The sequence below is a fragment of the Flavobacterium sp. UMI-01 genome, assembly GCF_019656315.1.
GTDB lineage: Bacteria > Bacteroidota > Bacteroidia > Flavobacteriales > Flavobacteriaceae > Flavobacterium.
The window spans coordinates 128,630-154,475 of sequence record NZ_BPLU01000038.1 but is presented as its reverse complement, the minus strand read 5'-3'; the positions used below and the strand labels follow the sequence as shown (position 1 = coordinate 154,475).

At 37.3% G+C, this 25,846-nt stretch carries 10 protein-coding genes; all 10 read left to right on the top strand.

Annotation, left to right across the window (positions count from 1 at the left end; genetic code table 11):
• The first annotated feature begins 34 nt into the window (after positions 1-34).
• The 10 genes from K5R64_RS11435 (at position 35) to K5R64_RS11390 (ending at position 25,783) form a co-directional block, all read left to right on the top strand.
• Entirely contained in the window at positions 35-3,514 is a 3,480-nt protein-coding gene (locus K5R64_RS11435) for a glycosyl hydrolase (protein WP_255580357.1), read from the top strand.
• A gap of 125 nt (positions 3,515-3,639) precedes the next feature.
• Positions 3,640-6,015, top strand: coding sequence for an alpha-L-rhamnosidase C-terminal domain-containing protein (locus K5R64_RS11430; RefSeq protein WP_220763573.1), 2,376 nt, complete (start codon positions 3,640-3,642; stop codon positions 6,013-6,015).
• 164 nt (positions 6,016-6,179) lie between these two features.
• A complete protein-coding gene (locus K5R64_RS11425; protein ID WP_255580356.1) occupies positions 6,180-9,362 on the top strand; it encodes a glycosyl hydrolase in 3,183 nt (1,060 codons plus the stop codon).
• A 124-nt stretch (positions 9,363-9,486) separates the two neighbouring features.
• Complete coding sequence (locus tag K5R64_RS11420; RefSeq protein WP_220763571.1) at positions 9,487-11,871, top strand: alpha-L-rhamnosidase C-terminal domain-containing protein; 2,385 nt, start codon at positions 9,487-9,489, stop codon at positions 11,869-11,871.
• Between the two features lie 107 nt (positions 11,872-11,978).
• A complete protein-coding gene (locus K5R64_RS11415) occupies positions 11,979-14,288 on the top strand; it encodes a hypothetical protein (protein WP_220763569.1) in 2,310 nt (769 codons plus the stop codon).
• 94 nt (positions 14,289-14,382) lie between these two features.
• A complete protein-coding gene (locus tag K5R64_RS11410) occupies positions 14,383-17,901 on the top strand; it encodes a glycosyl hydrolase (RefSeq protein ID WP_220763567.1) in 3,519 nt (1,172 codons plus the stop codon).
• Positions 17,902-18,070: 169 nt separating this feature from the next.
• Positions 18,071-19,477 (top strand): sulfatase, encoded by a 1,407-nt coding sequence (locus K5R64_RS11405; protein WP_220763565.1) that lies wholly within the window; start codon positions 18,071-18,073, stop codon positions 19,475-19,477.
• Between the two features lie 89 nt (positions 19,478-19,566).
• On the top strand, positions 19,567-21,201 hold the full coding sequence (locus K5R64_RS11400) for a sulfatase-like hydrolase/transferase (RefSeq protein ID WP_220763564.1): 1,635 nt from the start codon (positions 19,567-19,569) through the stop codon (positions 21,199-21,201).
• A 13-nt stretch (positions 21,202-21,214) separates the two neighbouring features.
• Complete coding sequence (locus K5R64_RS11395; protein ID WP_220763563.1) at positions 21,215-22,681, top strand: sulfatase; 1,467 nt, start codon at positions 21,215-21,217, stop codon at positions 22,679-22,681.
• 261 nt (positions 22,682-22,942) lie between these two features.
• Complete coding sequence (locus K5R64_RS11390) at positions 22,943-25,783, top strand: glycoside hydrolase family 2 protein (RefSeq protein WP_220763562.1); 2,841 nt, start codon at positions 22,943-22,945, stop codon at positions 25,781-25,783.
• Positions 25,784-25,846: the final 63 nt, after the last annotated feature.

The following is a 25,846-nucleotide window of genomic DNA, read 5'->3' as shown; positions in this document are numbered from 1 at the left end:
TCTACTTTTTACACACTTTTTTAAAATAAAAATCATGAAAATTTCCTCTATTGTATGCTTTGTATTAAGTATTCAGCTGTTTTTTGTAGGTTGTAAACCTCAAAAAACAGCTGTTGTTTCAGGAAAAAACATACCTGAAATGAGTCTTGAAAAATTAAAAAAAGGGTTTTCATCACCAGAAATGCAATACCATCCCGAAACTTGGTTTCATTTTAACGGAAATAACATTAGCAAAGAAGGGATTACACTCGACTTAGAAGCAATAAAATATGCAGGTATTCAAGGAGTACATTTATTTAATAAAAACGGACAGGTATTTCCAGGGGTTAAACAAATCAAAGTATTATCACCAGAATGGGAAGATATGGTGCGCCATACAGCCGATGAATGCAAGCGTTTAGGATTAAAGTTTACGATGCAAAATTGCCCCGGCTGGTCCATGACGGGCGGCCCTTGGGTTCCTGCCCAAGAGGCGCAAAGAGAAATTGTAGAAACGGTTTACCGATTAAAGGGTGGAGCGAAATTTAATGAAGTTTTATTAATTGATTCTTTGTATAAAACTCCAGATTTTGATTATAAAGAGGTGCAGGTTCTGGCATTTCCAACTCCAGAAGGCGACGATACAGCTATACTCAATCCTTCAAAAGTAGAGACTAATAATACCATTGTACCTTGGGAAGATATTTTTAACCCTAATTCAAAAATTATTGTCACAGCCAAAACCACCATGCTTGACAAAGAATTGCCACAATACAGAGCCGAAGGGATTGCCAAAGTAGCTACAAAAAACAGTTGGGTAAAAACGATATTTAATAATCCCGTTACCCTTCGTTCTATAGAATTGCCTCCATTGCGTCACATTATAACGGATTCACAATACCCAAAAGTAGATGTTACCCTCAAAGTAGAAGCAGTTTTAGGAAATACTCTAACTCAGATTGCAGCGATTAAGATACCTGATGGTCACTGGAATGACAGACAAAAATATTTAACATTGGCTGTTCCTGAAACTACGGCAAAAGAATTTATTTTCACTTTTGAAGGGACTCATGTTATTCAACCAGAATTTATTCATTTAACTTCAAAACCAAGGCTTCATAATCACGAAGCCAAAGCAGCCAAAACCCTGCGTGGTATTAAAGAGGAAATGACCTATCATTATGCCCAAAACACGATTATTCCGGCGGATAAAATTTTGAATATTACAGATAAAATGTCCTCAGATGGAACATTAACTTGGGATGTTCCTAAGGGAAATTGGACAGTAGTACGTTTTGGTCATATCAATATGAGACTAACCAATAAACCTGCCATGCCAGAATCTACGGGTTGGGAATCGAGTAAATTAGATAAAATTGCCATTGAAAATCATTTGCGCAAGGGGATGATTGGCAAGATGATTCAACCTGGCGGTCCCATTGGTGACGGAAAACTAAAAGGTTTATTGATTGATAGTTGGGAAAGCCATGTACCCACTTGGACGATGAACTCCGAAGATATGTTTCAAGAGTTTGAAAAGCGTCGTGGCTATAGCATGAAAAAATATTTACCAGTCACCATGGGATATATTGTTGAAAGTCCTGAGCTAACCACCAAGTTTTTACGGGATATACGCCAAACCATGGATGATGTGTATGTAGATAATTTTTTCAGCCATTTTGCAAAAATCGCCCATGAAATGGGAACAGAAGTATATACAGAAGGAGCAGGTGGTGAAGTCTTACCCATTGACCCTATGCGTTATTATGGCGTAAGTGATATACCCATGACGGAGTTTTGGTATCCTACTGCACCTTCGAAGCAAAATGAAAACGATAAACTAGTATTTTCTGCCACCTCTGCCATGCATTTGTATAACAAACCAAAGTTAGCCGCAGAAGCCTGTACACAATTAGATGTTAAGTGGAACGAACACCCTTTTGATGTCAAATACTTGATAGATTATAATTTTACAAAAGGGATTAACCATTTGGTTTTTCATACTTTTTCACATACTCCACAAACCAATGTTACTCCTGGTTCAAGTTTTGGAGGAAATATAGGTTTTCCTTTGGTTCGAAAGCAAACTTGGTGGAAGCACATGCCAGATTGGATTACTTATTTGGCACGTGACCAATATATGCTACAACAAGGCGAATATATAGCAGATGTACTTTGGTATTATGGCGATGATTTTGTGCGTCCGCCTTCTGATTTGGATTATTTCCCGAAAGGCTATCGTTTTGATTATTTGAATGAAGAAATTTTACAAACTAAATTATCGGCAAAAGATGGAAAAATCAATGTAAAAGATGCAGGTGATTACCGAGTTATTTTATTGAGAAATTCTGATGAAATGTTACTTTCAACCCTTCAAAAGTTAAAAGAATTAGTGCTCCAAGGTGCGGTAATTGTTGGTGACAAACCAATGGGTTCTCCCAGTTTAATGGATGATGAAAACGATTTGAAAACACTTAAAACTATTTCAGATGAATTATGGGGAATTGAAAATAGAGGTGTTAAAAAAGTGGGCTTGGGTAAGGTGTATTGGGGGCAAACCCTTGATGAGGTTTTAAAAACCGAAACCATTGCGCCTGATGTTGTAGTACCTGATGGCTTGCCAATTCATTGGATTCACCGCCAAACCGCCGATGCGGATATTTATTTTGTGAGTACTACAAGCGATAAACCGGTAGATGTTTCGTTAAGTTTTAGAGTGACTAATACCCATCCTCAATTGTGGGATGCTTTTACTGGAGAACAACAAGACGCCTTGGTTTGGTCTAAGGATAAGGAAAGAATTAATGTGGCCTTATCTTTTAGTCCAAGTGGTAGTGCTATAGTGGTTTTTCCAAAAGGCGAAAAGAAATCGAGTTGTTCCAAAATTGTTTTTGAAAACCAAACGATTTTGAGTTCAGAAAAAGGATGGTATAGAATTCATAATAACAATAATTTAATAACTGTTTCAAAAACAGGAAATGACATACTAGCTTCAAAATCGGGTACTTATTCATTTTATGAAGGAGAAAAAGTCAATTCAATTCAATTAAAGGTTGAAGAAAAGGCACTTCAAAATAATTGGAAAGCTGCTTTTGAAAAAGGTTGGGATACTCCTGAAACCATTCAAATACCAAAATTAGAATCATTATCAAACCACGAGAATAATGCAGTAAAACATTATTCAGGAACGATAACCTATACCAAAGATTTCAAGCTCGAAACTATAGGTGAAAATTGTAGCATTGATTTAGGTGAAGTAGCTAACATTGCCGAACTATGGTGCAATGGAGAAAGAGTAGGTACACGCTGGGCGCCACCTTTTACATTTGATGTGAGTAAATATGTTAAAAATGGAAACAATACACTAGTAGTCAAAGTGACCAATACATGGAGAAATCAGTTGATTTTTGATAACACACGTTCAAAAGAAACTAAAAAAACTTGGACTACCAATCCTCCTAAAAAGGATGATACAAAATTGGATTCATCCGGTTTAATCGGACCTGTTACCTTAAAAACCTATTTTAATAAATGATTTTTTTTGAATAACAAACAGTCTTTTAAAATCTATTAAATCATAAAAATTTAAATCATTAAAAACCTCGAGAAATAAGAACTATTAATTAACAAAAGAACCCTAATACAAGAAAAAAAACACAAATGATTACAATAAGAAAAAAAATAAAATACTTCAGCACTTCGCTAGTTTTGGTTTTAATGGCGACATTTTCTTTTGCTCAAACACCAAACTGGCAAGGCGCACAATGGATTTGGCAACAAGAAGAGGGACCATCCAATACCTGGATGAGCTTCAGAAAAACAATAAATATAAATGAAGTACCGAATAAGGTAGAGGCGTTTATTTCAGTCGATAGTAAATTTTGGTTATGGATTAATGGCGAAATGGTACTCTTTGAAGGAGGTTTGTCAAGAGGTCCAAGTCAAGCAGGAAATTGGGATAGAAAAAACAAAATAACACCAGCAAATTCGTGGTATGAGACAGTCAATATTCAACCGTATTTGAAAAAAGGAGAGAATACCATTGCTATTTTAGTTTGGTATTGGGGACGCGAAACACACAAAGGAACTCATATTGATAGTAAAAAAGGAGGTCTTTTGTTTTCAGCGAATATTGGAAAACAGAAACTGGTTTCAGATGCTTCATGGAAAGCAAAACAGCATCCTGCTTATGATAACACCATTCCCCCTGCAAGTGATGCAGTGGTTCAGTATTGCGTTAAATTTGATGCACAAAAAGCCATGAATGATTGGTCGGATAAGGCGTGGTACACTGCTGGTTTTTCAGATAAAAACTGGCCTAAAGCCATTGAAAAAGGAATGGCTGGTACTGCACCTTGGTATAACTTAGAACCAAATATTGTCCCTCATTTAATCAATCACGGATTACAAGATTATGCGAATTCTGCAGACTTAAAATTACCCTATATCAGTAAAGGCGAAACTATTAAGTGTAAGCTTCCTTTCAATAAACAAATTACCCCTTATTTAGAAATTGAAGCCAAAGCAGGTGACACTATTTTTATCACTACAGATAACCGATTAAATAGAATCAATGCTACTTATATTACCAAAGAAGGAACGCAATCTTTCGAGAGCTTTTCTTGGATGAACGGACACGAACTGCGCTATACAATTCCTAAAGGAGTTAAAGTGAAAGCCTTAAAATACCGTTGGATGACTGTTGGTGAAATGGCAGGTACCTTTGAAGTTGATGACGCTTTTTATAACCGTTTATGGTCGATGGGAAACAACACCTTATTTGTTTGTGCCCGTGATAATTTCATGGATTGCCCAGATAGAGAGCGTGCTTTATGGATAGGTGATGTAGCCGACCAAACAGGCTATATTTTTTATTCGATGGACAATGCGGGTCGTCAGTTATTAAAAAAGGCTATTTTACAAACCTTGGCATTTAACGAAAATGGCGTTATTGGCGCATTAGGGCCACTTAGAGTGCGTGAGTTGGTTGCACAAAGTTTGCAGTTTATTGCACAGTGCGTTTGGCCCTATTATTTGAATACAGGAGATAAAGAAACCTTGGCAAAAGTGTATCCTTATATGTATAATTATCTAGCCTTATTCCCTATGAAAGAAAACGGACTGCCAGAATACCGCAAAGGCAAAAGTCCAGATGCTTGGGATTGGGTAGATTGGGGCGTAAAAAACACCATTGATAGCGAACCTATTCAAGCAGCTTTTTACTACCTAGCACTTGAAGAAGCTAAAAAAATGGCTGAAGTCTTAGGTAAACAGGATGATATTAAATGGTACATCAATAGAATGCAAACAATGAAGCCCGCTTTTGACAAAGCGTATTGGAAAAATGGTTTTTATAGCACCAATGCTGAAACTTTAAAAGATGATAGAGCTAATGCTATTGCCATTGTTTCGGGTATTGCAAAACCAGAATATTACAACCAGATTGTTGATAATGTATTAATTCCAAACAAATTTTCAAGTCCGCATTTTGAATGGATTGCAGAAGAGGCCATGTGTATTGCTGGCAGACATAAGGAGTCTTTACAAAGAATGAAAGACCAATATCAAAGTCAGGTTGATAAAAAGGAAATGACAACGTTGTACGAAATGTTTCCTAACGGCGGAAGTTACAACCATGCTTGGAATGCGCCAAATACTATTTTATCCAAATATATAGCAGGAGTTGTACCTACTAAAGTGGCATGGAGTGAATATGAAATTATGCCTAAACTAATGCATATAAAAAGTTTAAAGGAAACTATTCCAACCGTCAAAGGAGATGTTAAAGTTGATATTAAAGTAGAAGAAAGCAGTTTTTTTATGAGCCTAGTTTCTCCCGAAAATACTGTTGCCCATGTTGGAATTCCTAAGAATGCCAAAGAAATAAAAGAAGTATGGGTAAATGAACAATTAGTTTGGAAGAATGGAAAAACAATAAAGGATACTAAGAATTTTGAATATAATCAAGAATCAGTTGATTATTTGAAATTTAAAGTTCATTCAGGCAATTGGAATATTAGAGCGGTTTACAAATAATTTCAATTATTAAGAGACACAACAGTTTTGTGATTGTATTGCAAAACAGTTGTGTTTTTTTATAAAAAAATCATACAGAAATGAATTCAAAAAGAATAGTTAGCTGTTATTTAAGTGTTTTGTTTATGCTTGTTTTACTGAGTTCCTCTAAAACTTGGAGCCAAATGAGCAAACAAAACTTTCAACAACTAAAATCTAATTTTACCAAACCTGCCAATGACAATACTATTTGGTGTTATTGGTATTGGATTAATGATGATATTTCAAAAGGGGGTATTACCAAGGATTTGGAAGCCATGAAAAAAGCCGGAATTGGTGGTGCTTTAATTGGAAATATAAATCCAGCTCATAAAGACGGAAAAGTACCCATGCTTAGTGAAAATTGGTGGTCGCACATGGTACATGCTGTGGTTGAAGGCAAGCGTATTGGGGTAGATATTGGTGTTTTTAACTGTCCTGGATGGAGCCAAAGTGGTGGTCCTTGGGTCGATTATACCAAAGCCATGCGGTATCTTACCTATAGCGAAACAAAAGTTTCGGGTGGTAAAAAGCTTAGCATACAGCTCGAAAAACCAGAGGGTAAATTTCAAGATACACACACCTTTGCCTTCAAAACTTTGGAGGTTGAAAAAAGAAGTACCCAATTTATCCCTACCAAAGTAACTACCAATTGGAGCGATATTAACGTAAATATTTTAACCGATGGAAATATAGAAGAAGGTACCAACTTTGAACCCAAGAAAGGAGCTTCTTTAGAAATTAATTTTGAACTTTCCGAGTCAATAACGGCACGTTCTATAGCCATTACACCAAGCAAAGCTTTCAAATGTAATATGACGCTACTTGCTGTGGTTGATGGCAAGGAGAAAATTGTAAAAGAATTTACTTTTGACCGTTTTAAAATAGAACCCAATGTGGCATTCATTAAAACGGGCGCTTATGCTACTGATTTACCAGATGTAAAAGGACAAAAGTTTATATTAAAATGTACTGATTTCAGAACCAAAAGCGATGGATATGGTTTTGCTGAAATTACTATTTCTGAAGCACCTGTATTAGATAAATTCATAGAGAAACAATTGGGTAAAATGAACTCCACTCCCGGTATTCAATGGGATTCGTACATCTATGGACAACAAGAAGCACTAAAAGATAAAAGTTTAAGTATTAATCCCGATGCATTAATTACTCTAAACGATAAACTCGATAAAAATGGAGTGTTAAATTGGGATGCACCTGCAGGAGATTGGACTATTATGCGAATGGGAATGACACCTACAGGCACTAAAAACGCTCCAGCAGCGCCACAAGGTGTTGGTTACGAAATTGATAAAATGAGCAGCTCTTTAGCAGAGTACCATTTCGATAATTTTGTTGGCGAGTTGATAAAAAGAATTCCTAAAGAAAGCCAATCAGCTTTTAAATATGTAGTGGCAGATAGTTATGAACAAGGGGCTCAAAACTGGACAGACGGTTATGAACTTAAATTCAAAGAAAAATATGGCTACGATCCTGTGCCATTCTTACCTGTTCTTTCTGGTAGAATTGTGGGTAGTGTAGAGCTATCTGAACGTTTCTTGTGGGATTTGCGACGTTCTATTGCAGATGATGTTGCTTATGAATACGTGGGTGGATTACGCAAAGCCAGCAACAAGCACAACCTTAAAGTTTGGTTAGAAAACTACGGTCACTGGGGTTTTCCGGGCGAGTTTATGATGTATGGAGGTCAGTCGGATTTGATAGGGGGCGAATTTTGGAACGAAGGTACGCTAGGGAATATCGAATGTAAAGCTTCTTCTTCAACCTCACATACGTATGGAAAGCCTATAACTTCGGCAGAGGCTTTTACTTCCTCCCGAAAAGCCTTCCTACGTCATCCTGCCATGCTTAAAAAACGCGGTGATTGGGCACTTACAGAAGGGATTAATCATTTCGTATTGCACCTGTATATTCAACAACCTGATGATAATCGCAAACCTGGAATGAATGTCTGGTTTGGTACCGAGTTCAACCGTCATAATACTTGGTTTGGTCAGGCCGATACCTATTTTGACTATCTGCGTCGTTGCCAGCATTTATTACAACAAGGTAAATATGTAGCCGATGTTTGCTATTATATTGGTGAAGATGCTCCTGTAATGACTGGTGTTCGTAATCCAGAAATCCCTCAAGGGTATTCTTATGATTACATTAATGCAGAGGTGATTATGAATCGATTAACGGTTCAAGATGGCCGATTTGTATTACCCGATGGGATGTCATACAAAGTGATGGTGTTACCTCCATTCACCAACATGCGACCTGAATTATTGAAAAAAATCGAGGAGTTGGTACAACAAGGGGGCGTTGTTTTAGGTTCAAAACCTCAAAAATCTCCTAGCTTACAAAACTACCCAGCCTGTGATGAACAAGTAAAAGCATTGGCTAGCAAATTATGGAGCGGAACCTACAATCAAGGAAAAATGACCCTGCAATATGGAAAAGGAAAAGTGATGGATGGTTATAAATTGTCAGAAGTATTCGAGACTATTAATCTGTCAAAAGATTTCGAGCTTTCTGCTGATGCACCAGTTCTGTGGATTCATCGAACGATGCCTGATATGGATGTTTACTTCATCAGTAATCAAAGTGATAAAAACATTGAGCTGTCTCCTGTTTTTCGCGTGAATAAAAAACTAAAACCACAATTATGGGATGCCGTAAGCGGCGAAGTTAGGGCGTTAGCCAACTATGAATTAACACCAACAGGAATAAAAGTACCTTTAAAAATGGAAGCTACTCAAAGTTGGTTTGTAGTCTTTACAAAAGAGGATAAAAATGTTGACAAAAAACAGCTGTATTCAACCAATTTTCCAGCCTTTGCAAAAATAAGTACTGTTAATGGTCTTTTTGAAGTCGATTTCAAAAACAAAGATATTGCACCACAAAAGCCTGTTGCTTTTAATGAGCTAATAGATTGGGCAAATTCAACCGATGAACAAATTAAATATTATTCAGGAACAGCAAACTATACAACAACTTTTCAAATGGATAAACTGCCCAAAAATCAAGATGTGTACCTTAATTTAGGACAAGTTTCGGTAATGGCAAAAGTCAAATTGAACGGAAAAGATATGGGTGGTGTTTGGATGGCACCTTATCGACTAAATGTAACAAATGCTTTGAAAAAAGGAGAGAATAGTTTAGAGATTGAGGTGGTGAACTTGTGGCGAAATCAACTCATAAGAGACAAACAACGGTCTGATGATGAAAAATATACTTGGTTAGTTACTGATGATATTAAGCCTGATAGTGACATACAATCATCAGGTTTGTTGGGACCAGTAATTATTGAAAAAATTAAATAATAAGAATTAGTGATGATTTTTTTTCACTGATTAGCCTTTAAAAGTGAGACAGTGCAGGATAGTATAAATAAATCAATAAATTATATTTATCAGTCATAAAATTCAAAAAACATAATTTAAATAAATGAATACCATCTATCAAAATCAAATAAAACTTCGTTTTGTTATCCTACTAGTTTTTACAGTTTTTACAACTATTGGCTATGCCAAAATCCCCAATTGGGGTAACGCACAATGGATCTGGCAAGAAGAGGCAGGACCAGCCAATTCCTGGGTTGCTTTTCGTAAAACTTTTGACCTTAAAAATGTTCCTACTGAAGCTTTGGCACATTTAGCTGTAGATACCAAATATTGGCTGTGGGTAAATGGTAAAGCGGTTTTGTTTGAAGGTGGTTTGGCTCGTGGTGCAGCTCCCAACACCAATTATTATGATGAGGTTGACTTAAAACCCCATTTAAAAAAAGGGCAAAATACCATCGCTATTTTGGTTTGGTACTGGGGAAGAACACGAAAAGTTCATGATGATAGTGGCAAAGGCGGTCTCTTATTTTATGCCAATTTTGGAAGTCAGATTATAGAATCAAATACAGACTGGAAGCTAAAAGTACATCCAGCTTACGACCCCAATAGCGGTGGCGGTGGCGATTCTGCCAATCGTGTTAATGCTTACAATGTAAAATTTGATGCACGTTTGGCTATGGGAGACTGGTCTGATAAGGCTTGGTACACTCAAAATTATGATGATAGTAATTGGAGCCGTCCAACCCTAAAAGGATTGGCAAACAGTTTACCCTGGGGTAATTTAGTAAAAAGAGCTATTCCGCAATGGAACGACAGAGGCTTAGCTAATTATGAATCACTTAAAATTAGCTCTAAAACGGATAAGGTTAATATTAAATTACCTTATAAAAACAATACAGATGCTACAGTAATCATCCATGCTAAACTTCCTTTCAACAAACAAATTACACCTTATTTGAAAGTGAATAGCACTGCGGGTAAAACCATTATTGCAAATACCGACAATCCATTTAATATGTTAAGTGGAACTTATATTACTAAAGATGGAGAGCAAGCCTTTGAATCCTATTCTTGGATAAATGGCCATGTAGTAACCTACAGCATTCCGCCAGGTGTTGAGGTATTAGACTTAAAATACCGATGGACAGGCGTTGGAGAAATGACAGGTAATTTTGAATGTAATGATGATTATTTTACACGTCTTTGGTGGATGGCTCGTAATACCCTGTATATATGTGCCCGTGATGGTTATATGGATTGTCCTGATAGAGAACGTGGGTTATGGATAGGTGATGTAGCCGATCAAACGGGTGCCATTTTCTACACTTTGGATGATGCCGGACGTCAGCTGCTGAAAAAAGGAATTGACAATACGATTGCCTATCGCGCTGGTGATACGATTCAAGGGTTAGCACCCGGCTTTGGAGCTTACAGAGGAAAAAGTAGCGAACTTACCTGTCAAAGTTTACAATTTATCGATCAAGTAGTTTGGCAATACTACTACAATACAGGAGATAAAGAAACATTAGCAAATGCTTATCCTGCTATTTTTAACTATCTAAATCTTTGGAAAATGAAACCAAATGGTTTACCCGAACATCGCAAGGGCTATGCCAATTGGGTAGATTGGGGGGAAGATACAGATTCAACCCCAACGAATGTTTGTTGGTATTATATGGCGCTAAAAGCTGCCAAAAAAATGGCAATAGCATTGAAGCAAGATAAAGATATTGAATGGTATAGCAATCGAATAACAAGTATTGAAAAAAACTTCGCAAATGAGTATTGGCAAGAGACACATTATGGAACAAAAGGGAAACCAATAGAAGAGCGTACCACGTCTTTGGCTATTGTCAGTGGTTTGGCTGACAAAGCCCATTATGACAAATTAGTAGATTCTATTTTACTTCCTGTTCAAAAAGCAAGTCCTCACATGGAATGGATTGCACAAGAGGCTATTATGTTGACAGGTCAATATGATAAGGGCTTGTTGCGAATGAAACAGCGTTATGAATCTCAAGTAAATAATAAAGAACTAACAACGCTTTATGAAAAATTTGATGATAAAAAACCCGGTACACCTAACCATGCGTGGAATGCGCCTAATTATGTACTCTCTAGATATATTGCAGGAATAAAGGCAACTGATGTAGCTTGGAAATCTTTTGAAGTAAAACCAAATCTAGCGCATCTAACTTATGTAAAGCAAATTGTTCCTTCTGTAAAAGGCGATATTTCTGTCGAAGAAAATAAATCAAAAGATAGGTATTCTATTCATTTAATTTCTCCTAAAGAAACAACAGCAACCATTTATGTACCTAAATCAGGTAAAAAGATTAGCAAGATTTTAGTAAACAGAAAAAATGTTTGGAAGAGGGATAAGAAATTCAAACAATTGAAAGGTTTTGAATATGTAAGTCAAGATTCAAATGATATCATGTTTAAAGTTGCTCCTGGCAAATGGTCAGTGCTTGCTCAATACCAATAATAGAGTACCCTCTTTTGGAATAGATAATCCTAGAGGCCTTATTCTTTATTTTTCATTCAAAAAACCAGATTAGATAAACGTATTGTATAACTAAAAAAAGTCAATTTATGAGAATTTTTATTTTTTTTCTAATGAGTATCAGTACAATGGTACAGGCTATGGAAATCAAAAACCTAAAATGCGAAGGACAAACAAATCCTGTAGGAATTACCAAAACGCATCCCAGTTTTAGCTGGACATTTGTAGGCGATAAAACAAGTCCAGAACAAGGAGGTTTTCGGATTATGATGGCCACCAGTATTGAGAAATTAAAGTATCCTGATATTTGGGATACAGGGCCAACAAGCAATGCAGGTACAGGACCCTATAAATATTTGGGTGAACCTCTAAAATCAGGGCAAAAAGTTTATTGGATGGTGACTGTTTGGGGTAATAATCGCGGGGTGTTACACAGTGAACCTTCTTGGTTTGTGATGGGTGATATTAAAAACCCTGAAAAAACTTTTGTACCACCCGTTTTTGAACAAAAAAAAGGGGTAGTAAAAATCACTTTAAACCCAAAAGATAAGGGTCGGGTTTTTGAAGGAATTGGAGGCGTTAGTGCGGGTGCTTCTACTGATTTATTGTACGATTATAAAGATCCTTACCGAAGTCAAATTTTAGATTTGTTGTTTAAACCCAAGTTTGGGGCTGGTTTTCAGCATCTAAAAGTAGAAATGGGTGGTGGCGAAAATTCCACTTGTGGGTCTGAACCCTCGCATGCTATTACTAGAGAAGAATTAAAAAATCCAGTGTCCAGAGGATATGAATTTTGGCTGATGCGCGAAGCTAAAAACCGAAATCGAGACTTGATTTTAGAATACCTGCCTTGGAGTTTTCCAGGCTATCTGAAACCGAATATTTATACCAATGAATCTGCTGAATATTTCGTTTCATTTATGGATGTAGCAAAGCGTGATTGGAATTTGGATATGGACTGGGTAGCAGCGGCCGAAAATGAGAACTATACGGATCGCGATTGGTTGGTCAATGAAGTGCGCCCTCTATTGGATGCCAGAGGCTACAAAAAAGTGAAAATTCAAGGACCAGATGACAACAGTGGCGATTGGCAGATTTTTGAAGCTTTTGAAAAGGATTCGGAATTCGATAAGGTGGTAGAAGCCTCTGGTTATCACTATATAACGGGACGTGAGTTTAATGAAAATATGGTGGATGGTAGAGGTCGTCCTACAACTGCCAAGGCCAAAGCATCGGGCAAAACGCTTTGGGCTAGTGAAGATTGGAGCTGGACAGGTAAAGACTGGGGTGGAGCTGGTGCACTCAATCTAGCACGTTTATACAACAAGTTTTATATTCGAGATAAAATTACCAAAACACTCATTTGGGCTCCTATTGGCTCGATATATGAATCGGTTACTTGGGATAAGGCAGGTGCTATGAAGGCTAACAGTCCTTGGAGTGGTTATTACGAAGTATGGCCTACTATTTGGGCAACAGCGCACACCACACAATTTGCAGAACCTAACAAATGGCAGTATTTAGACAAAGCTTGTGGCTTGTTTGATGCTGCAACTTACAAAGGAAGTTGTGTTAGTTTAAAAGAAATAAACAGCGATAATTGGAGTATGATTATTTGTACTGAGAAGGCTGAGACCTTAGAAGTTAAGATTGAAAAAGGCTTGTCGGATAAAACGGTTACAGTTTGGAAATCAGATGAAAAGAATCAGTTTGTTCAGCAAAAAAGCATCAGTCCTAAAAATGGAAAGTTTGTAATAAATCTTGACGCTAAGAGCATCTATTCATTGACATCCACTACAGGTCAACAAAAAGGGCATTATACAATTCCTAATGAAACGGCTTTTCCTTTTCCTTATAGTGAAGATTATGAAGATAGAAAAGCAGGGGATTTACCTAAATACCATTCAGACCAGACAGGGAGTTTTGAAATTGCCAAAAAAGAAGATGGAACAAATTGTTTGAAACAAATTAATCCCGAACAAGGGTACGACTGGATGCGTGTGTATCGTCAGTCGAATATTAAACCCAATACTTTAGTGGGGGACATCAACTGGAAGGATTTTACCTGTAGCGTTGATGTATTCATCGATGGTGGTGATGTTGAATTAGGAGGAAGAGTACAAGGCAGTTATTTAAAAGGACATCGTTTGATGCTTGAAAAAACTGGAAACTGGAAACTGGTTTTCGATAAAACAATTTTGGCTTCGGGGACTATTAAGAATTTTGACGGAAGTATTTGGCACCATCTAAAACTTAGTTTTAAAGAAAAAGAGATTAAAGCATTTGTTGATGGGGTATTGTTAACCGAACTAACCCACAATACAGGCAATGGGTATGTTTTATTGGGAAGTTCCTATAACAATAATCTTTTTGACAATCTTAAAGTTTTCAATGAATAATTTTAAGGAGTAAAGTTTAAAAATTAAAGAACTATAACGGTTCTTGAAATTTAGGGTAGAAAAAACAAATCCTCTAATTAAAGTAGATAGTATAATGAATCAAAAAGGTTTTCTAAAAAAAAGAATAACAATTCAAAACAAAACCGTCTTGCTTAGCTTGTTATTGTGTTTGTTCTTCTCAAAAGGGATAGCGCAAAACACAACGCTGGAACAAAATTTCCAAAATCCTCCTGCCTCGGCAAAAGCCCGAACTATCTGGTTTTGGATTAATGGAAATGTAAGTAGAGCAGGTATCACCGCCGATTTGGAGGCGATGAAAAAGAATGGGATTCAAGGTGCTATTCTGTTTAATGTCAGTTTAGGAAATCCCAAAGGGGTGGTGTCTTATTTAAGTCCAGACTGGTTAGAACTCTTTCATTTCGCTGCTTTAGAAGCCAAACGATTGGGATTGGAATTGGGCTTTCACAATGGTGCTGGTTGGTCGTCTTCGGGCGGTCCTGCGATTACACCTGAATATGCCATGCAAAAACTGGTGTATTCTAAAACCATCCATCAAGGAAACAAAGTTTTCCAAGGGAAACTGCCCCAACCCGAAACCAAATTAGACTACTATAAAGACATCGCTATACTTGCTTTTCCAAATCCCAAAAGCAACCAACGCATCGATGAATTGGATATAAAAACCCTTTCGGACAAAGTGCGCAGTCATTTAGCTCCCGATGCTAAACCGATTTCGGATTTGGCCATCGTAAAAAAATCAGAAATAATAGATTTAACCTCTAAACTGGCAACTGATGGTTCGTTAAACTGGAGAGCACCCTCAGGAGATTGGGTAATTTTGCGTATTGGCCATACACCCACGGGCGAGATGAATCGTTTTGCCAGCGATGGCGGTCGTGGTTTAGAATGTGACAAAATGAGCACTGAGGCCGTTGATTTATTTTGGAATGGAAATATAATGCCCATCCTCAACAAATTGGACGGGCTAGTAGGAACAGTGGTAAACAGATGCCATATTGATAGTTATGAAGTAGGGACAACCAACTGGACTAAAAATTTTGCTGCCGAATTCCAAAGGCTGCGTTCGTATGATTGTCATTTGTATTTGCCTACGCTGGCGGGTTATTATGTAGAAAGTGGCGAAGAATCGGAACGTTTTCTTTGGGACTTTCGCCGTACCATTGGTGATTTAATAGCTAAAAAGTATTATGGACGCATAGCCGAACTTAGCCATCAACACGGCATGCTCATTTCAACCGAACCGTATTGGGGACCTTTTGATAATATGCAAGTGGGCGAAACGGCCGATTTGGTGATGTCTGAATTTTGGAGTGGCTATTTAGCTTTTTTCGATTCGCCTAAGTTTGTCGCTTCGATAGCCAAATTAAATGGCAACAATATTGCCGAAGCCGAAGCTTTTACTGATACAGGCGGTTGGCAAAGACATCCGGGCGTATTGAAAAAGATGGGCGACTTGGCTTGGGCGCAAGGCATCAATCGTTTTGTGATTCATTGTTATGTGCACCAACCTTGGAATCTGGGGCCGGGCTTGACTTTACAAAGTTTTGGAATTGATTTTAACAGATTAAATACTTGGTGGAACCAAGGGAAATCCTTTTTAGACTATATCGGTCGTGGCCAGTTTTTGCTGCAACAAGGCAAATCAGTAGCCGATGTGTTGGTGTTTACAGGAGAAGCCTCGCCTAATGACGCCTTATTGATGCCCGAAATAAAAGCTTTAGGCTATGATTATGATGTGATAGGTTCTAATAAAATAAGCAGTTTATCGGTAAAAGAGGGATTGATTTGTACCGCAGTTGGCGACACATACCAAGCGTTGGTACTTCCTGACACGCCTTGGATGACACCAGAAATACTGAAAAAATTAGAAGAATTGGCCAAAGGAGGTGCTGTTATTTTGGGTACAAAACCCAAAAAATCGCCTAGCCTTCAAAATTTTCCTAACTGCGATAATCAACTGACTCAAATAGCTGATGCCTTATGGGATAACGGACTCATACAAGATAGTTCAATCGTTAAAAGCTTACAAAAAAGGATGTTACCACCTGATTTTTCTGTTGTAAATGGAAGCAATAAAGCTTTAGAATACATCCACCGAAAAACAGCCGACACCGATATTTATTTTGTGGTCAATACGCTAAAGGAAAGTCAAACGATAAACTGTCGTTTTAGAGTATCGGGCAAACAACCTGAATTTTGGAATGCCGAAACGGGCGCCATTACCAAGGCGGCCGTTTGGCAGGATAATCAAGATGGGACGACTACTGTGGCTATTCCGTTTGCCTCAGAAGCAGCTGTTTTTGTTGTTTTTAGAGATTCAATGGATGCAGGAAATCATCTTTTAAGTGCCTCTGTAGAGGTTCAAAAAAACAGGAGCACGCCACTTTCCCACCTAAAAATCATCAAAGCCGAATATGGTACTTTCTTGCCTGATGGTGTGGTTGACGTAACAGCAGTAGTGGCCAAAAGTATTCAAAACAATCAACTGAAAGTACAGGCAACCAGAGACCTCTGCGGGGGTGACCCTGCTCCGGGCTACAAAAAAGAATTGCGCCTTCAATACAAAGTAGGAAATGCAATTCTCGAAAAAAATGCGATGGAAAGAGAATGGCTGGAAATTGCTGCGCCTGAGAATGGAAAATTAGAAATTCTAAAAGCAATTTTCGGGAAATTTGAACGAGGAATTGAAGGACTTCCTGCAAATAATCAGCTGCATGATGTTACGGAAAAAGTTAAAAAAATGGTGGACTCAGGAGTGTATGAAATTCCAGTAAATGAAAGCTTTCTTGAAGGAAATGAAATCCTGACAAAAAAATCCTTGCGCTTGGAGTATGCTACCAATGATGAGGTAAAAACCATAACGGTTTATGATGGAGGACTACTCAAATTGACCGAGGCAACAGCAGAACCCCAATTGATTTATAACCAAGAAAAATTAAATTGGGTCACCCCTTGGGCTGGGAAATTGAAGTACCAAACTACTACGGGTAAAACCAAAACACTAAAGGTAAAATCAGTTCCTGAGGCTATTGAATTATCAGGGGCTTGGGAGGTAAGTTTTCCGATGAAGAATGAAACGCTTTTAAAGGAAACCTTCAACAATTTAACATCTTGGACAACTTCAGTTAACGATGATATTCGTTATTTTTCGGGTACGGCCAGTTATAAAAAGCAGTTTGATATTCCAGCGCATTTGCTAAAAGAGGAGTATTCGTTACAATTAGATTTGGGAACTGTAAAGGAAATTGCTGAAGTATTTGTGAATGGCAAAAATCTGGGCGTTTATTGGAAAGCGCCGTTTAGCATTGATATCAATAAGTTTGTGGTAGCTGGAAATAATACATTAGAAATAAAAATTACCAACCTTTGGCCCAACCGTTTGATTGGCGATGAACAACTGCCTTTGGATTACGAACGAAAAGGACCTAATGTTTCCACTTGGCCCGATTGGCTTTTGAACAATAGCCCGCGTCCCACAGACCGTTCTACTTTTGCTGCTTTTAAACATTGGCATAAAGATTCAAAACTGCTGCCATCGGGTTTGCTGGGCCCTGTTAAAATTATAGTTTCAAAAGTGGCAGTGCTAAAATAGGCTCAGTTAAGAAGTAGATACTTTTTAACGGCATCCATACAGTACAGGACAGTATTTTTAAAAGTTTGAAATATATTTGATTCTTGACATTTTTTTTGGGTAGTGGTGTCGTTGCTACCCGAAAATTATGTTTCAAACAGAATTAAGATTTTAATGTAAAAACTTTTATATGAAGCATATCCTGTCTATAGCACTTTTGTCGATTGGTTTGTTTGCATTTGCGCAGCCCAAAAAGAAGATGCCCAATATTCTTTTCATTGCAGTCGATGATTTGCGTCCAGAACTGAATTGTTATGGGGCAAGCCAAATCAAATCGCCTAATCTGGATAAGTTGGCCGCTGATGGCTTGGTGTTTAACAGAGCCTATTGCAATATTCCCGTTTGTGGTGCTTCAAGAGCAAGTCTTTTGTCGGGTACCAGACCTACTCGTTACCGTTTTATTGATGCTTATACCGAAAAAGACAAAGACAATCCCGATGCGATGTCACTGCCTTTGTTGTTAAAGAATAATGGTTATACCACTATATCAAACGGAAAAATTTACCACCATCAAAAAGATGACAATAAAGCTTGGGACAGCCGATGGTTTCCAAAAGGAAATATTCGCAATTATCAATTAGCAGAAAATATTGAAAAAAATGCCCAAGCCAATCTTTCAGAAGCAGGAGGGGTTGCCTTTGAAAATGCAAATGTGAACGATACTGCTTATTTTGACGGCAAAATTGCTCAAAAAGGAATGGCAGATTTGCGCAAATTGAAAGGTCAAAATAAACCATTTTTTCTGGCACTTGGTTTTATGAAACCTCATTTACCGTTCAATGCACCTAAAAAATATTGGGATTTGTATGATAGAAATACAATTCAACTTCCAGCAAATTATATGCAACCTGAAACAACTCCAAAAGAAGCTTTTCATAATTATGGCGAATTGCGTCAATACGATGGCATTCCAAAGAAAGGAGACTTGCAAGATGAAATGGCCAAAGAATTGATTCACGGTTATTACGCTTGCGTAAGTTATGTCGATGCGCAAATTGGTTTGGTTCTAGACGAGTTGAAACGTTTGGATTTAGAAGAAGATACGATAGTGATTTTATGGGGAGACCACGGTTGGAATTTAGGCGAGCACAAATTGTGGTGCAAGCATTCTACTTTCGAAAAAGCACTTAAAACGCCCTTAATCATCAAAGTACCAGGAAAAACAAAAGGGACTGTAAGCAATGATATTGTAGAATATATAGATGTCTATCCCTCATTGGTAGAACTAGCAGGTTTGAAAATCCCAACTACTGTGGAAGGCAAAAGTTTTGTACCGATTATCAACGGAAAGAAAAGCGATAAAAATTGGGCGGTAAGTAAGTTTAAAGATGCGGTAACCTTGATAAAAGACGATTTGTTTTATACCGAATGGACAGATGACCAAGGTAAGGCGTATGCCCGCATGCTTTTTGACCACAAAACCGACCCCTTAGAACTGGATAATTTGGCTGAAAAGCCAGAATATCAAAAGACAGTAAAGGATTTAGCTGCTGAATTAAGAGCAAAATGGGGTAAGGATTTTTTAAAAAAGAATTAATTGCCATCTAAATGTCAGTCTGTCCCGAAGTTTCGGGAGTCGAAGACTTCAACAACCTCAATAAGCTAAAATTTTATAAATAGTTATAAATGAAAAAAACGAAACGTTTTGCTTTACTGCTAATTTCCCTGTTTACATTTTCAGGAAATGCTCAAAGTCAACAAAAATCAAAACCCAATATTGTATTGATTTTTGCAGATGATTTAGGTTGGACCGATGTAAGCACAGGTAATACGAATTTCAATAATGGTTCTAAAATCTATCAAACTCCTGAAATTGATAAATTAGCAAATCAAGGAATGTCTTTTACAAATGCCTACACCAATCAAAACTGTGCGCCTTCTCGTGCGGCCTTAATTAGTGGCCAGTATGCAACTGGGGTTGACAATGGAGTGTACAATGTTGGTTCGCTATATAGACCCGACAAGCGTACCAAAGGATTTCCTAATTTACCTATTAAGCCGCACGAACAACAAAATGTTATAGCTGATGTAGGTACTAGTATTTTTGATGTACTAAAAACTCAGGGCTATACTACTGCTTTAATAGGCAAAAGTCATGGTACACCACACCCGCTGAAAGCAGGTTACGGCATTGATTTACCAGCCGATATTCACCATGAAATTAAGGTGATGGTAAACGGAAAAAAAACAGAATCCTCTTATTTGGCTTTAAAATCAGATAAGAATGGATGGACGTTCGATTCAGAATTTGTAGATAAATATGCCAATCCGTATAATCAAGAATATATTGACAAAACTTTATCGCCCTACAAAAATAATAGTGAACAATCGGTTTTAATGGGTACCCCCAAACACCTGACCGATGCCATTGGTGATTATGCTGTAGATTATATCAAAGAGAAAGCAAGGGGCGAAAATCCATTTTTTCTGTACGTACCTTTTCATGCTGTGCATTCTGATGTGGTAGGTCGCAAAGATTTGACAGAGAAATATTTAAAAAAAGGATTAAGTCCTCGATTGGCCGAATATGGTTCGTTGATAGAACTTTTGGACCAAAACGTGGGTAAAATTAGTAATGCCTTAAAAGACCCTAACGGAGACGGCGATTTATCAGATGATATTACCAACAATACGATATTTATTTTTTATTCGGATAACGGAGGTTTGGTAGATAATGTTCCTCTTAAAGGAAAAAAAGGAAGTCTGGACGAAGGAGGAATTAGAGTGCCGCTTATTTTTAGGTATCCAGGGGTAATCAAACAAAATAGTATTTCCAATCAAGCGGTTCATTGTATCGACTTTTTACCTACACTAGCTGATATGGCAGGGGCTTCGCTTTCTTCTATGAAAAAAAATAATGGCGAAAAAGCCGTTTATGATGGTGCCTCTTTTGCGTCTATTTTAAAAGGAAACAAAAAATGTATAGACCGAGAAAACTTGTTTTGGCATCTCCCAGGTTATATGGACGAACGATTTAGACCCACCACACTCATTCAAAAACGCATTGGTAAAACCTACTATAAACTGTTTTATTTTTATGAAACAGAAGAGTTTACCCTATACAATTTGAATAAAGATTTAGAAGAAAAAAACAATCTTTTAAAAAATCCATCTGCAAAAGACATGAAGATTGCCTTGAAAATGAATGCGGATATGGTGACTTGGTTAAAAGCAAATAAAGCGCCTACGGGAACTTTTGTAAAAGATGGAACTACAGTACCTTACCCAAAAGCAGATGGAGTTAACAAATACAAACAATAATTAGTACAATAAAATGAGAAAAAATAGTCTGATATTCTTTGTTTTTGGATGTATCGCTTTAACAATGACTTCTTGTTCGGCTCAAAAGAAAAATCAGCAAGCAAATGTTAAAAACACACAGCCCAACATTATATTTTATTTGGCTGATGACCAAGATGTCTATGATTACGGTTGTTACGGAAACGAAAAAGTAAAAACTCCCGCTGTGGACCGAATTGCCCGAGAAGGGATTTTGTTCGAAAATGCTTTTACCGCTCAGGCCATTTGTGCGCCTAGTCGATCGCAATTATTCACAGGAAAATATCCTTTGAAAAACGGTTGTTTTGCCAATCATTCCAAAGTAAAACCCGATATCGTAAGTATTACCAAGCAGCTGCGAAAACTTGGGTATGAAGTGGTTTTGGCAGGAAAAAGCCATGTGAGTCCTGATGAGGTTTTTGATTGGGACAAAGAATGGCATGCGGTAGAAAGACCCGAAGGGCCAAGAGAATACATCCCTATTGACAGTATTCAGAGTTATTTTAAAAAAGCTAAGAAACCTTTTTGTATGCTGGTTACTTCCTATTATCCACATTCAGAGTATTTTAATGTAGATGGAGCTACTGTAAAGGATATTAAGTTTTATCCTTTTAATGAAAGTAAAAAGAACAATGCTGCTTTTGTAAAAGACAAAGCAGGTTATTACAGAAGTATTGAAGAAGATAACAAACAATTAGATCAAGTGCTTACAGCGGCCGACAACTATTTGGGAGATAATACGCTAGTTATTTACAGTGCAGACCACGGAGTTTCAGGGAAATTTACAGTAAAAGATATTGGGTTGAAAGTACCCTTTGTGGCTCGTTGGCCAAAGGTGATTAAACCGGGAATCAAATCCAAACAGCTCATTCATTATACCGATGTGTTGCCTACTTTTATGGAAATTGCTGGTGGCAAAGCGACTCCTGATATGGATGGTACTAGCTTTTTGCCCATTTTAAAAGGGACAGATTCTGCTATTCATCAATACGTTTATGGGGTGAGAACCAATCAAAACATTCTCAATTCGGAAGTTTTTCCGTCTCGAATGATTCGTGATAGCCGTTACAAATACATCCGAAACTTTAATTCTGTTGATGTGGTAGAGAAAAATCTAACAAATAAACCCAATGTTGATTTTTTCATTCGTAGAGGAGCTAATGCTTTTAAAAACGAACCCTTTGAAGAATTATATGATTTGCAAAATGACCCTTTTGAACAGCATAATTTAATAAACAAGCCCGAATTAAAAGAGATAAAGGAGCGATTAACAAAAGACTTGTTTAGCTGGATGAAAGCTCAAGGCGACTTTTTGAACGAGCAAGCAGGAACGATGCCTTTGATAAAAGGAAAGGGCAAAGCGGGTTTCAGACTAGACGAAGATACGCCGAGAAGAAAAATTCCGGATGCTATAAAAAACACCTTAAAAGAAGAGGATTATTTAATTATTAAGCATTGGTAGCTTAATTAATCTTTCGTTGAAAAACACAGTTTTAAAATTATTTTTAACTGTGTTTTTTTATAAAAACAACAACCGATTCGTGTCGTAATCAGTTAGTGTTTATCTTTTTTTAACGGTTAAGACTAATGTTGAAGTTGGTTAAAAGATATAGAAACAGTTTTTTATTACTTCGTTTGTTTGGGATTAATTCAATATCAAAAGGAAGAAATATAATCTTGTTTAATCTAAATAAGTCAAATTAATTTTAATACTTTATCAAGTATGTTTTTATTTAAAACGAATTTTTATATAGTCGTTGCCTCTATGTTTTTAGTGGTAAATTTAACCAATGCGCAACGAAAAATTTATTTGTCAGGCGAAGACGCTACAACTGCGATTGACTGGGGGTTTAAAATTTCCGAAGGGCGCAACAGCGGTTTTTGGACCACAATACCTGTTCCTTCTAATTGGGAGACCGAAGGTTTTGGCGATTATATGTACGGGATGGACAAATTAGAAAATAGAAAACTCCCTGTGGGGAATTATCAGCACGCATTCAATTTTTCTCCAAAAACAAACAAACGTTATTTTATCGTATTCCAAGGTTCTATGACCGATACCAAAATAAGCGTAAACGGAAAAAAGGTAGGCTTGCACCAAGGTGGTTTTACGGAGTTTAAATTTGAAATTACTGATTTTCTTAAAGAAGGAGAAAATAATCTAGAAGTAGAAGTAAACAGTAGTTCTACCAATGAATCCTTAGTAGCAGCCGAGCGTTTTGCTGATTATTGGATGTTTAGCGGTATTTTTCGCCCAGTGTTTATTGAGGAAGTAGCTGCCGAATTTATAGAGCATGTAGCTATTGATGCCAAGATGACGGGAGATTTTGATATGTGGGTATATACTCAAGGGGTAAAAAACGCAACTACCATTAGTGCGCAACTGTATGACAAAGAACATCATAAAATAGGTAAAACATTCACTTCAAAAATCACTAGCGAAAAGACATCACTAAGCGCAAATTTTAAAGACATAAAATTGTGGTCGCATGAATTTCCTAATTTGTATTCGGTAGAAATTGAATTAAAAAATAAGAAAGAAACACTACATACTTACAAAGAAACTTTTGGTTTTAGAACCTTTGAAGTACTTGACCATGATGGTTTTTATTTGAACGGGAAACGCCTTTTGTTAAAAGGTGCCAGCATGCATTGTTTTAGACCCGAAACAGGACGTACCCTTTCCAAAAAAGACATGATAGAAAATGTGCGTTTGATGCAAGACCTTAATTTTAACTGTGTTCGCGCATCACATTACCCTGCCGATGCTTATTTTTTAAGGGTTTGCGACTCCTTAGGATTGATGGCTATGGTAGAAACTACCGGTTGGTACCGCCCATTAGATACCGAAATTGGTTCTAAATTGGTCAAAGAAATGGTGGTAAGAGATGTCAATCATCCGTCGGTAGTGTTGTGGAGCAACGGAAACCACATGGCACACAACCCGCAATTAGACGCAGTATTTATGGAATGGGATATTCAAAAAAGACGTCCCTTAAAGAATGAAGCCAAAAACAATGATATTTTTGCCAATTACAAACCTGCTTGGGATATTGTAAATACAACCTATTATCCAAATTATGAGAGTATCAAGAAAAATCTTTTTGAAGAAAATCATATTTATATGCCTAATGAAACCTTGCATGCTTTGTATGATGGTGGTGGAGCGGCCAATTTAAAAACTTATTGGGATTTGTTTGAAAAATCAAAAGTAGGAGGTGGAATCATGATTTGGGCATTATTCGATGAAGGACTGATGCGTACCGATATGGGCTACACCATAGACAACCAACACAACAAAGCGGCTGATGGGATTGTAGGGCCTAATGGCGAAAAAGATGGAAGTTATTATGGTGTGCGCGAAATTTGGTCGCCTGTAGTGATTGACAAAGATAGTATCGATGCTAGTTTTAAGGGTGAAATTGCGGTACATAATAAGTTTAGTTTTGCCAATTTGAACCAATGTGAAATACGCTGGAAACTTATCAATTTTGCCAATCCTGATGGCACAGTCAATGGGCATCGTACAGTGGCTTTGGGCAAAGTGGTGGCCGATGTTTTGGCTGGAGCCAAAGGAATTTTGAACATAAATTTACCCGAATCTTTTGTGAATAACGATGCCCTGGCGATTGAAGTCTATGACCCAAAAGGACTGTTGGTTTATGATAAACGCATTGCTATAACTACCTCCCAAAGACCGGTTTTTAGAGCTAGTATGGAAGCCGATTTTATACAAAATAAAACAAATAATTTTAGCCTTCAACGAGACAATATCACTCTTAATTTTGATGAGAATAGCGGTCAATTATTGTCTGTTTTAGACCAAGGTAAAGAAAGTTCGATAAAAAAATTTCCGTTTCTAACTTTTGAAGCTGTTGATAAGAACTTGGTTAACAACATCTCAGAATCATCAAAAGCAACCATCAAAAAAGAAGGCAATCAATGGATTATTGAATCAAAAAACACCAAAGGTTTTGATTTTATTAAATGGACAGTTAAACCAACAGGCGAAATAATTTTAGATTACGCCTATACCTTAACCAAAGGAGCGTATAACTATGCCGGAATAGGGATGGAAGTAGCTGCTAGTGATGTGCTCCGCAAGCGATATCGAGGTGAAGGTCCTGCCAGAATCTGGAAAAACCGTACCGAAGGAGGAACTCTTGATGTCTATGCGGTAGATAAACTTGTAAATATTCCAGGAGAAGTATATAACCAACCCGAGTTTGAAGGTTGTTTTGCTCCTTGGAATTGGGCGGTATTTTATCTTAAAAATAATCTTAATCTAGGTTTTAAAAACAATACAAATGTGGTGCTGGGAGTACTCAACCCTATCAATGGCTACGATCCTAAATTTGCTAGCTGGAGTTATCCCCCACAAGAAGGTTTATTCTTTTTTGATTACATATCGGCCGTGGGTTCAAAATGGAAAGCACCAACAGAGTTTGGCCCTGATGGACAACCCAATCAGATAAACGAGCAAGTAAAGGGGTCGGTTTCTATGTTCATCAATTGGAATAAACCTTCTGGTAAATCAGAGCGAGTAAACTTAGAAATTGAGTAGATATCGACGTTCAAGGGGCTTAAGTAAACTTCTAAGCGTTTGATTTTTTTAATGACTAAGAAT